The sequence below is a fragment of the Pseudomonadota bacterium genome, assembly GCA_030859565.1.
Classification (GTDB): Bacteria; Pseudomonadota; Gammaproteobacteria; order JACCXJ01; family JACCXJ01; genus USCg-Taylor.
The window spans coordinates 38,471-49,368 of the sequence record JALZJW010000009.1 but is presented as its reverse complement, the minus strand read 5'-3'; the positions used below and the strand labels follow the sequence as shown (position 1 = coordinate 49,368).

The following is a 10,898-nucleotide window of genomic DNA, read 5'->3' as shown; positions in this document are numbered from 1 at the left end:
TTGCCCACTTTGCCGTTGCCCCATCATCAGCAGTTCTCCGTAATAACCATTACGAAGATCCGATCATCACCGCGAGCAGAAGTTCCGGAAGTTTTTCAACAAAATCGGCCGATAGCCGAAATTCAAACTGAGACACTACCGCGCACCGGGGTCAAGGAACTGGAGCTCCAGATGGCGGCACGCTTCGAGCGCATCGATGGAAAGATCAATCTGCTTCAATGGATGTTGGCGCTCATCATCGGGGGCGTCGCTTCTCTGATCCTTAAGGCCTTCCTTGGTTGATTCACGCCGATATTAGGCGCGCGTGTTTGCGGCGGCCGCACAGCGGCGTTATCCTAAATTAGAAGTCTAGCCAACGCATCCAGCTCCATGTCTAACAGCGCTCAAACCTTATACCAGCGATACCGCCTGACGGTTGATGATTACCGCCGCATGAGCGAGGCGGGCATATTTCACGAGGACGATCGGGTGGAGCTTATCGATGGAGAAATCATAAGAATGGCGCCAATCGGCAGTCTGCACGCGGGAACGGTGGACCAGTTAGCCCGTCTTTTTTTCCTGACCTTCGGACAAAACGCCATTATTCGCGTCCAAATCCCGATTGTCCTGGACGATTACTCAGAGCCCGAACCGGACCTTGCGCTGCTCACGCCGCGCGAGGATTTCTATAAATCCTCACACCCCACCGCACGCGATCTCTTGCTCGTGGTCGAAATCGCTGATTCGTCGCTTACCTACGATCGCGAGGTCAAGCTCCCCTTGTATGCACGCGCCCACATACCGGAAGTCTGGATCGTGGACCTGGAGAACCGCTGCGTGCGGGTGTTTCAGGAGCCCGCCGGGAAAGGCTTTGCGCGCACGCGAATCCTCGCACACCCCTACCTGCTGACGCCCTTGCGCTTGGCCGGGTGTGAAATCGATCTCAGCGCTTTGTTCAGGCGAGCTTAGCAAATACCAAGCGAAATTCGGGGATCCCGCGCCGCTCCTTTGATCCCGGCAGATCAATGGACCTCATCTTGCTTAATCCAAGCCCCGGCTTGGATTCGCTTTATCCCGGCTACGACACTGGCTTTATTCGAGGTGACAAGTTATGACGGTGGCGTGTTCCAAGATTCATTAGCGAGGAAGACTTCCGATGGAACAATCGATTTCGAGTTGCTGCGAGGAGACTCACGGCCAAAGAATTAGGGCAAAAACAATGACGCGCTGGAAGGCATCCGCTATCCATCTCTCCATTTGCGCCGGAATTGGGCTGGCGGTGCTTGCCTGGATGCTGCTGGTCTGGTATCCCGCGCCTTATTTCGAGGGTCTGGGCGCCGGAAAGCTTTCCATGACCATCATCGGGGTGGATGTCGTGATCGGCCCGCTCATCACGCTGATTATTTACAACCCGCTCAAGAAAAGCCTGCGGTTTGATCTGGCCGTTGTGGCGCTGTTGCAATTGAGCGCCCTCGTCTATGGCGTATACGTGGTCTATGAAGCCCGCCCTGTCTACGTCGTATTTAATATAGACCGGTTCGACGTGGTGGCGGCGAACGAGCTCGACCCGGTGGAACGCGAGAAAGTAACGCGCCCCGAATATCAATCCTTGCCGCTCACGGGACCCAAGATCGTCGCCGCGGTGATGCCCTCCGATCGCGAAGAGCGACACCGGATCCTATTCTCCGCCGTGGGCGCGGGCTACGATCTGCCGAACTTCCCGCAACACTACGTGCCCTATGAAGAGCAGATCTCACAGGCAATCGCACGTTCCAGACCCTTGGACGATCTCGCGCAAAAGCGCGCGGAAGCTGAACCGCAACTCGCGGCCTTGAAGAAGGAGTTCGCCGGGCGCGCGAAAGACCTCGGTTTTTTGCCCGTGCGCGCCCGCAAACAAGATCTCACCGCCATCATCGATCGCAAGACGGGCGAGGTGCTCAAGGTGTTGCCCATCGATCCGTGGGTATGATCCTGTGTAGGGTCCGTCCCACGCGCTAAAATCCAAAAGTCCGCCCCGCGAGGGGCTCTTTGCGCGTGCTACACTGCAGGTATGGCAACCGTAACCTTCGACACCCTGAAATTCGTCGAAAGACTCAAAGCCGCCGGGGTTCCCGAGGCCCAGGCCAAGGCGATGGCGGAGGCGCAACAAGAGGCGCTTTCGGAATCGGTCGCCACGCAGTTGACGACCAAGACGGATCTCGCCGAGCTCAAGCTGGACGTAATCAAATGGATGGTGGGGCTTGCCCTCGCGCAGATTTCCTTGATGGTAGGAATATTGGTCAAGCTACTGTAATTTTTTACTCGTAAGCACCCGTAGGGCGTAATAGCGTGAGCGTATTGCGCCGGATGTTTCCGGTTCAAGGCGCGGCGACTGTCGTATCGTAGAACGACAGCCGGCTTTAGGGCGCGAGATCCACTGCCGCAAGCCGGCATCCAGAATGCTCTGTAAAGCCTGGATCCCGGCTTGCGCCGGGATGACGACCCTCGGGAAGATCCCCCGTAGTCCAGAGGAAGCGGGGTAGCGTCAGGTCTGTAACCCACGCCCCACCTCGCGAGGAGCTTTTCGTTTAGGGGATCGCGTTCTGGATCCATTGCTTTCGTCGAAAGGCTTCAGGCTGCGGGACTCCCGGAGGCTCAGGCCAACGCCGAGGCCCAGCCTGACGTCTTCACCGAAGCGTTGGAATGAGTCTAGCGTCCCATGCCGATGTCGAGCGCATGGAACAGACCAGGCGCACGGCCCGGCTTATAGCAGCTTTGCCAACGTCGCCATCGCGCCCACGGCCACCGCTGACATCGCACCGAGCTTGATAATCATACGGTATTCCATCTCTTTCATGTCCCGCTTGAGATCGGCGCGAAGCTCATCGATATCCCGCTTGACGCCGCCCCGAAGCTCATCGATATCCCGCTTGACGCCGCCCCGAAGCTCCTCGATATCCCGCTTTAACGCCATTTCAAGCTCTTTGAGATCCCGCTTGACGCCGCCCCGAAGCTCCTCGATATCCCGCTTTAACACCACTTCAAGCTCTTTGAGATCCCGCTTTAACGCCACTTCAAGCTCTTTGAGATCCCGCTTTAACGCCACTTCAAGGTCTTTGAGATCCCGCTTGGTGCTAAGATTCTGCTCAATGAACTCAGCTTCCGCCTGCGCCAATGTTTCCGCCTGCTGATCGGTGAAACCGCCCTCCTTGAGGCGCTTGGCAAACTTCAACGTGTCAAAAGCGATGGCCGTCATTGGCTGGGAAGCGGTTTCATATAGGCGTGCTCCGGAGCATAGCAAAATCGTACAATCCGTCATAGGCTTGGAGCTATCTGCTTCCAACCGCCGTAGGCGGACGACGCCAGCGCTGCCTGGACGAAGCAAAGCGGAATCCGGCAAAAGGCCAAATCCGAAAGCCCCTCCTCGGAGGGGCTTTTTTTGTCCGCGCTATACTGCCGTCATGACCAGCGTGACCTTTGACACACTCAAGTTCGTTGAAAAGCTAAAGGCCTCAGGTATGCCGGATGTGGAGGCCAAGGCCATCGCCGAAGCCTTTCGTGATGCGCAGAGCGACGCCGAGTTAGGTACCAAAAAAGATCTGCGGCATTATGTTAAATTGAAATCTAGCCAACGCACGCCTGACGGTTGATGATTACCGCCGCATGAGCGAGGCGGGCATATTTCACGAGGACGATCGGGTGGAGCTTATCGATGGAGAAATCGTAAAAATGGCGCCAATCGGCAGTCTGCACGCGGGAACGGTGGACCAGATAAATCACCCCGGCAAAGCCGGGCGGAGATCACCGACCGTAGTACAGGTCAAACCACGGTGAGTCCCCCGGCAAAGCCGGGGACTTACCGCACTGAGTTAACTAGAAGACGCCTAGCAACGCCAGAATTATAATGACGGTGAAGGGTACACCCAGAAGCCACAATATAATAGGCATTTTATCTCTCCTCTTAATGATCAAACCAACGGTAGATAGCTTCGCTAGATAGCTTCGCTTTGCGCCTTCGGCCAAGCCGAGACAGGTATAATTTAGGTCATGTTGTGTGCCAAGAGCGGCCCATGAAGGAAACACGCAATATCAGTAGGATAGGCAATTGTTTCGGGGTTGCCGGACTTGCGGAGGAGCCCCCATCGGTAATAGTTGCCGCTTCGCACGGAAAATCTTGCAAAACGACCAGCTGCTCCAGCTTCTATCTCACGGGCTTGCGTGTAGAAATACCGCCTTCAAGAGCCGCCGCGCGGAGCGCGACTCGTCAGGATGGGGCCGCGGGGTAAAGAGCGATTTCGCATGGCACTTCAATTGCCGTTTGATGAGTTCAAACCACTACGGGCGATGACACCGCCGGGGGCTCTTAACCATGGCTAAATGCGAAATGTGCGGTAACGACTACGACAAGAGCTTTACCGTGACGATAGACGGCGAGGCGCACGTGTTCGACAGTTTCGAGTGCGCCATCCATGCGCTTGCGCCTACCTGCGGGCATTGCGGTTGCCGGATCATCGGCCACGGCATGGAGAGCGATGAAAAGTTCTATTGCTGTGCGCACTGCGCTTCCAATGCCGGCGCCCCCGAAATGCGGGACCGCGCGGATAAGCAGGCTTGATGCCCATGGCACGAGGCGGCGAAAGCAAGCGGGCAGTCTGGAAGGGCGATATCGCGTTCGGACTTTGAACATCCCCATCACCCTCTGTCCCGGTTCAAGCGCGAGCCCGTGGGAATGCTATTGGTAAAAGCGCTGCTCGATGAGTTGGGTCTGCGCAGCTTTCCCAAGACTACCGGCAGGGCCTGCACATCAATCGTGGTGCCGCTCGCGCGCAAGCACGCCATCACCGCGGGCATGAAACGTTCCCTCCGGATCAAGTAGCTACGATTTTTTTGGCAGTTGCCCTAAGGCATAATTCGCTGTGCCGCCGCCTGCGGGCGGGGGGTCGGTGAGGGGACCATTTTGGATCTGGAATTGATACAGCGGTTCGCGGTGACGCTCGCCATTGGGCTCTTGATCGGCATGGAGCGCGGCTGGGATGACCAGGAGACGCGCGAGACACGGCGCATCGCAGGTGTACGCACCTTCGCTCTGATTGCACTACTTGGTGCACTCTGGCAGTTGCTCGGCTCACAGTTCGGCGCACTGATACTCGCCGCCGGCTTCTTAGGCTTCGCAGCGCTATACGTCTCCGCATCCTGGCTCGAGGCACGCGGGACCGATCACTACGGCATCACCACCGAGGTCGCGGCCTTCATCACCTTTACCCTCGGCGCCATGACGATGCACGGCTACGTGCTGCTCTCCGCCGCCACGGCCGTTATCGTCACCATCATACTGAGCGCCAAACCGATACTGCACCGCTGGCTCGAGCGGCTCGAACGCCGCGAGCTCTACGCGATCCTCAAGCTTCTGCTCATCTCGGTGGTGCTGCTGCCTGCACTGCCCAATCGCGGCTTCGGTCCATGGGAGGCGATAAATCTGTACGAGATGTGGTGGATCGTGGTGCTGATCTGCGCGTTATCGTTCGTCGGCTACTTCGCACAAAAGCTCGCGGGCGCGCGTCGCGGGGTCATCCTCACCTCGCTGTTCGGCGGACTGGTATCCTCGACGGCGACCACGCTCAGTTTCTCGCGTCAGGCGCGGGCGGAACCCGCACTCGCGAACCTCTACGCGGTGGGAGTCATCATCGCCTGCACAGTGATGTTCCCTCGCATACTGATCATCGTCGGGCTGATCCAGCCGCAGTTGCTGCGCTCTCTCGCCTGGCCGCTGGGCATCATGGCGGTCATCGCCTGCGCATCGGCGCTGTGGCAATGGCGCGCTCTGAAGACATCGAAGGATGTCGAAGTACCCACGTTGCAGAACCCCTTCGATTTCAAGATGGCCTTGCAGTTCGCGGCCTTGTTGACGTTCATCATGATCCTCGCTCAGGCGCTGCGGCACTGGTTCGGACAACTGGGTGTCTACCTGCTCGCCGCCGCCGCCGGCCTCAGCGATGTGGACGCCATTGCGGTCTCGCTCTCGCGCATGGCGCCGGAAGAACTGGCGCTCGTTGCGGCGGCGGGCGCGATTACGGTGGCCGCATTAGTGAACACGGTGGTGAAGGGATTGATGGCTGCATTCATTGGCGGCGGCACGATCGGTCGCCGCGTTGGGCTCACTAACGCCGTCGCCGCAGCAGGCGGAATAATCACATTGCTGTTCATGCTCTGACCGCCCGCGCGTTCGAGATGGAGGGATGAACAGCAGCGGCTGGGTTTCGCTCGGCTCATTCCTATCGAAGTGATCGCGTCCTATCCCGCACTCTTGCGAATGGGGCAGTCTTTCCCAAGCCTTACACCCACCTTTGTAACTCTTACCTATGGATGAAGTCTCGTTAGCCCTGGAGATGTCCCAGATAGACACGTACGTTATTGTAAAGACTCGATATCTCGCGTTTCTTTCTTTGTTAGCATGGATACTGCTTTCGAGTAAGCAAAAGGCTTAACCGCTCCATTCCTAAGTGTGTAGGATTGTGGGAGCGGTGGTCTATGGAATATCCAATTGTTGTTATGAATTGACAGCGAGGACTTTCTCTCGCCGCGGCGAGGTCGTCGGGGAGTCCGGTCTGGCGTTTGAAAAACTGGCGCTCGCAACCCACGAGCGTGACGAGAGAGATCGGGCATCCCGCGCCGGCCTGTCTTTACCATGTTTCACTTGGTCTCTACTTCTAGGCCCAGCTTCGCCAGTGGTTTCATGAGATAGAGTACAACTCGTTAGTTAATAGTGGGTTGCTTTGCAGCGTTGAGTTTCCTATAGTCGATATTCATGGTAGCGACACGTCAAATACGCTATATCTTACCGCCTATCTATGCTATGAATCATCCTGCTCTTGGCCATCGCATTCGCGGCTTATGGCGTGCACAGGCGGGCTCCGGACGCCTCTACCTGAGAGCACTCAGGAAGGAATGACCGGTGTTTCTCGATCAGGGCCCTGCCGATTGATTAGACGGGTAGCGTCGCGGTGGAACGCTTCAGCCTAATCACGGTTCTCAAATACCTGGCGGGGATCCTGCTCGCCCAGGCCGCCGCCGTCGTGATGGCGATTGCAGCATTACAAGCGCGGCTAGTGGAGCATTGGGGTGTGTTCGCCGTGTTCGCATTGCTGATCGGCGTTTTCGCCGCGCTTTGGTTCGCGGCGATTGCCAACGGTACCAGGCACCACGCCGTCGCTCGCGTGAAGGACGAATTCGCCCGGGAACGGGAAAAGATCCGTGTACAATCGGAAAAAGACAAGAGCAAGCTGATAGCACAGACCCACCGCGAGACCCTCAAGACCATTCGCCGCGTGCAGGCCGGGGCGAGCTTTAAGGTCGGTCTGGGTTTCGCGGCGCTGCTGGGCCTGGGTGGCATCATGTTGCTGAGCCAGTTCGTGACGGTCGGTTTACTGACCCTATCCACGGCCGGTGGTGCGTTGCTCGGCTACGTGGTGCGGGCTCGCCAAGCGTATCCAGGCCGTCAGCAGGCCGCGGGAGGGCGAATGTTCCGTACGTCTGGACGATCGGGGATTATAGAGGGTCAGGCGTTACCGCTGACCCCGGATGATCTGGTCGAGAAGCACACCCCTACAACGAGGAGATGAGGAGGAAACCCTACGAGCATCTGGAAAACCTTATTTACTTTCGTGGGCGGAGCGGTTGCCGGCCCGGTGGCCGGAAAGGTAATCGATGCGGCCATCACCTTGCTCAATACCCCGCAAACGGAGGGGCTTGCGGGTCTAGTGCAGACGTTGCGGGACAAGGGAGTATAAGAAAAATAAACGCCTTTTTTCGTCGACAGCTTATGAATCACCGTAATTGGAAATCAAAAATGAAGCCGATCAGTAAAACCTTTCTCAAAGGGTTAATCGCTATTATTCCCATTACACTCACCCTTTATTTGCTCTTCTGGCTTGCCGGCACTGCAGAATTGGCGCTGGGAAATATCTTCAGGTTTTTCTTCCCCGACAGTTGGTACATAAAAGGCTTGGGGTTTGTTTTAGGTCTTGCTGTAGTGTTTTTTGTCGGAGGCTTTCTGGAGTCCCAAATTTTCCGCAGGCGGTTCCATAACATTGAACAACTTGTGATCCAGATTCCCGTTGTTAAAACCATATATACAGCAATACGCGATTTTATTTCTCTCTTCTCCAGCGAACAGAAAGGAAAATTTAAACAAGTAGTTTTGGTTAATGTGCCTCCCGGCAATCGTCAACAGATAGGATTTATTACAGTTTCGGATTTTGAGGAGTTTTCATATACTTTTATTGCCGAAAACCAGGTTGCCGTATTTCTGCCGTTCAGTTATCAGATGGGTGGAAACACGGTCATTATTGCACGGGAAAATGTCGTAGAAATAGATATGTCTGTTGAGGATGCTCTGCGTTTTGTCGCAACAGCTGGCGTTATAGGCAGTGTTAATGATAAAAAAACTAAAAGTTAAAGGGGTTGGAATTTTACTAAAATAAAAAATACGCCAAGGTCGGATTTGACCTTGGCTGCGGGCGGAAATCAAGGCAGGTTCTTTCAATGATCTTCCCGTTGAAGGGGACCGGCTTGAGCGGGGAGTGAAGTGATCAGCATAATGTGGTTAGGACTGTTGCTCGGCATGAACACGCGATAGAGGGCCGACCACGTTGCCGCGCTGGCCACCCGCGCTCAATCGGTAGGCCAGACCGTCAAATTGGGCGCAGCTTGGGGTTAGGGCACACGCTTACCCCGTTGCTGTTCGGCGGTCTCGTTCTCGCACGGGACGTGGTGATGCCGGTACGCCTCGCTCAAGGACTGGAGTTCGCGGTTGGAATCATGCTGCTGTTGTTGGGTGCGGGTGCACTTTGAGACCGCGCAATTGTGGTGCCGTGCTGGCCACAGAACGTATATCGGGCTTTTTGGCCGGACAGGATGTTTTGAGTATTTGGATGCGCCTGCACTCTCTGAATATTCTCTTAGCGTTCTCAAATTTAGGAACATTGTTGAATGTCTTTTTTATGAAAAATTTGTAACATTCTGTACTCGCTTGCCTAAATCCGTTAATCCACAAAATCTGTGGATAACTTTGTGGACTATTTGCTTTGAATCCGCCCATTCATGCACGCCGCTTGACCGGCGGCGGAATTAGCGAAGATTTAATCGAATTTTTATTTTTTACTTTCTTTATAATAGGTTAAACAATTTTTGTCATGCGATTGATCGAGATCCTTGATGCGCGCGTTCAGCGCTAGGAACGCAATCGATTGCCGGTGAATAAGCATGCTGGCGCCGGGACAAGTGTCGTTGGAACTTTCCGCGAACGCCCGCGTCATAGCAGGTACGTTCGTAATGAACGTTCCCGCTCTCCCTCCCTGAGCGGGACTTTCTGCCCGGTATCCCCAACCGGGCCGAGTTGGCCCCGGTAAGTATTTCTCCCCTAGTTGCACCGGGGCCTTTTTTTTTCCTATATCCGGGTGCGCGCTAAAGCGGCGCGCTGGTTCCAACCGCTGCGCACCACAAACTTTGTGCTGCCGGATGTCACGCCGCGAACGCATGTTGTATCCTGTGAGCACGTTCAAAATAAAAACTATATAGACTACGTGAGCCAATTTATAGCCTTCCTTGTCGTGGCACTGGCGCTGGTCCCCGCCGAGGGGCAAGCGAGCCCGACGGCGGGGGAGGCTAAGGCGGCGGTGTGCGCGGCCTGCCACGGGGAGCGCGGAAACAGCCAAAATCCCGAGTGGCCAAAGCTCGCCGGCCAGCATCCGAATTATCTCGCGCAACAGCTTCGCGACTTTAAATCGGGGGTGCGCAAGGATGAGGTGATGAGTCCGATGGCGGCCCCGCTTAGTGAAACGGACATCACCGATATTGCGGAATTCTACTCGGCTCAGAAACGACCAACGGGGATGGCGGACCCAGGGCTTGTAGAGCCGGGTGAGCGCTTATATCGCGGCGGGAACGCCACCACCGGAGTCCCGGCCTGTATGTCATGTCATGGACCCGCGGGCGCCGGTAATCCGGCGGCCGGGTTTCCGGCCCTAAGCGGTCAGCATGCGGCGTACACGCGCAACCAACTGCACGCTTATCGCTCCTTGGAGCGCAAGAACGGACAGACGATGCAGGCGATCGCCACTAGAATGTCTGCATCGGAAATCGAGGCGGTGGCGTCATATATCGCGGGATTACGGTAGAGTGGGACACGGACCCGCGAGCACGCCTGAGGCAAGAACCTGCCGCCCCCGGGAAACCTTTCGGTTCAAGTGTTGGCCACGTCGATTCAGTTAATCATTAAGGGGGATGTTATGCACGCAAAGTTTCGGTGGGTAGTCGCACTTATGTTCTTTGCTGGTAACGGTTTCGCGGAGCAACCGGCATCGAACGCTGGCTATCAGATCGGCAAGCATTATCAAGAAATCGTTCCTGCCCAGCCGGTCGCGACGGACGGGAAGATAGAGGTCATTGAGGTGTTCTGGTACGGATGCTCTCATTGTTACGATTTTGAGCCGTATATTAATGAATGGGCCGCAAGCAAAGCCCCGGATGTCGAATTTCGCCGCCTACCGGCGGCTTTGAATAAAGCCTGGCATGTCCATGCAAAAGCCTACTATGCCGCCGAGGCATTGGGGGTCGTCGATAAAATTCACTCTCCGTTCTTCAAGGCGTTGCACGAGTCCAAGCGGCGGCTGGACGATGAGGCGTCACTCGCCGAGTTTTTTGCCGAAAACGGCGTCTCGAAGGAAGCGTTTACTGAGGCGTTCAGCTCCTTTGCGGTGGATGCCAAAGTCCAACAGGCCCTTCAGTCCGTTAAACAGTATGGCATCGATGGCGTGCCCAAGGTCGTCATCAACGGTAAGTTTCGCACGCCCGGAGAGGTGGGTATCAGCTTTAGTGAAATGCTTAAGGTGATCGATTTCCTCATCGACAAAGAGCGCGCCGCTAAGCTATAAAAAAACCAG

14 protein-coding genes are annotated in these 10,898 nt (G+C 56.0%); 13 read left to right on the top strand and 1 reads right to left on the bottom strand.

The window, feature by feature from the left end:
* The 4 genes from M3436_02735 to M3436_02720 all read left to right on the top strand — a co-directional run bounded on the left by M3436_02735 (position 1) and on the right by M3436_02720 (position 2,272).
* The gene (locus tag M3436_02735; GenBank protein MDQ3563085.1) at positions 1 to 282 is read left to right on the top strand and encodes a hypothetical protein; all 282 of its coding nucleotides are present in this window, start codon (positions 1 to 3) and stop codon (positions 280 to 282) included.
* Between the two features lie 87 nt (positions 283 to 369).
* Entirely contained in the window at positions 370 to 948 is a 579-nt protein-coding gene (locus M3436_02730) for a Uma2 family endonuclease (GenBank protein MDQ3563084.1), read from the top strand.
* A 250-nt stretch (positions 949 to 1,198) separates the two neighbouring features.
* Positions 1,199 to 1,948, top strand: coding sequence for a hypothetical protein (locus M3436_02725; GenBank protein ID MDQ3563083.1), 750 nt, complete (start codon positions 1,199 to 1,201; stop codon positions 1,946 to 1,948).
* A gap of 81 nt (positions 1,949 to 2,029) precedes the next feature.
* Positions 2,030 to 2,272: a CCDC90 family protein gene (locus tag M3436_02720; protein MDQ3563082.1), complete on the top strand. Its 243-nt coding sequence runs from the start codon at positions 2,030 to 2,032 to the stop codon at positions 2,270 to 2,272.
* Positions 2,273 to 2,722: 450 nt separating this feature from the next.
* On the opposite strand, the gene M3436_02715 is transcribed toward M3436_02720, so the two are convergent.
* Positions 2,723 to 3,214 (bottom strand): CCDC90 family protein, encoded by a 492-nt coding sequence (locus M3436_02715; GenBank protein ID MDQ3563081.1) that lies wholly within the window; start codon positions 3,212 to 3,214, stop codon positions 2,723 to 2,725.
* Between the two features lie 205 nt (positions 3,215 to 3,419).
* Here M3436_02715 and M3436_02710 point away from each other — a divergent pair, with 205 nt between their 5' ends.
* From M3436_02710 to M3436_02670, 9 genes are all read left to right on the top strand, one after another.
* Positions 3,420 to 3,608 (top strand): CCDC90 family protein, encoded by a 189-nt coding sequence (locus M3436_02710; protein ID MDQ3563080.1) that lies wholly within the window; start codon positions 3,420 to 3,422, stop codon positions 3,606 to 3,608.
* Positions 3,609 to 3,621: 13 nt separating this feature from the next.
* Complete coding sequence (locus tag M3436_02705) at positions 3,622 to 3,792, top strand: Uma2 family endonuclease (GenBank protein ID MDQ3563079.1); 171 nt, start codon at positions 3,622 to 3,624, stop codon at positions 3,790 to 3,792.
* Between the two features lie 535 nt (positions 3,793 to 4,327).
* On the top strand, positions 4,328 to 4,573 hold the full coding sequence (locus M3436_02700) for a hypothetical protein (GenBank protein MDQ3563078.1): 246 nt from the start codon (positions 4,328 to 4,330) through the stop codon (positions 4,571 to 4,573).
* Between the two features lie 108 nt (positions 4,574 to 4,681).
* The gene (locus tag M3436_02695) at positions 4,682 to 4,834 is read left to right on the top strand and encodes a hypothetical protein (protein ID MDQ3563077.1); all 153 of its coding nucleotides are present in this window, start codon (positions 4,682 to 4,684) and stop codon (positions 4,832 to 4,834) included.
* Positions 4,835 to 4,915: 81 nt separating this feature from the next.
* A complete protein-coding gene (locus M3436_02690; GenBank protein MDQ3563076.1) occupies positions 4,916 to 6,169 on the top strand; it encodes an MgtC/SapB family protein in 1,254 nt (417 codons plus the stop codon).
* 790 nt (positions 6,170 to 6,959) lie between these two features.
* Positions 6,960 to 7,577, top strand: coding sequence for a hypothetical protein (locus M3436_02685; protein MDQ3563075.1), 618 nt, complete (start codon positions 6,960 to 6,962; stop codon positions 7,575 to 7,577).
* A gap of 200 nt (positions 7,578 to 7,777) precedes the next feature.
* A complete protein-coding gene (locus tag M3436_02680) occupies positions 7,778 to 8,413 on the top strand; it encodes a DUF502 domain-containing protein (GenBank protein ID MDQ3563074.1) in 636 nt (211 codons plus the stop codon).
* A 1,126-nt stretch (positions 8,414 to 9,539) separates the two neighbouring features.
* Positions 9,540 to 10,133, top strand: a complete 594-nt coding sequence (locus M3436_02675; GenBank protein ID MDQ3563073.1) for a cytochrome c4 — start codon at positions 9,540 to 9,542, stop codon at positions 10,131 to 10,133.
* 111 nt (positions 10,134 to 10,244) lie between these two features.
* The gene (locus M3436_02670; GenBank protein ID MDQ3563072.1) at positions 10,245 to 10,889 is read left to right on the top strand and encodes a thiol:disulfide interchange protein DsbA/DsbL; all 645 of its coding nucleotides are present in this window, start codon (positions 10,245 to 10,247) and stop codon (positions 10,887 to 10,889) included.
* The last annotated feature ends 9 nt before the right edge of the window (positions 10,890 to 10,898 follow it).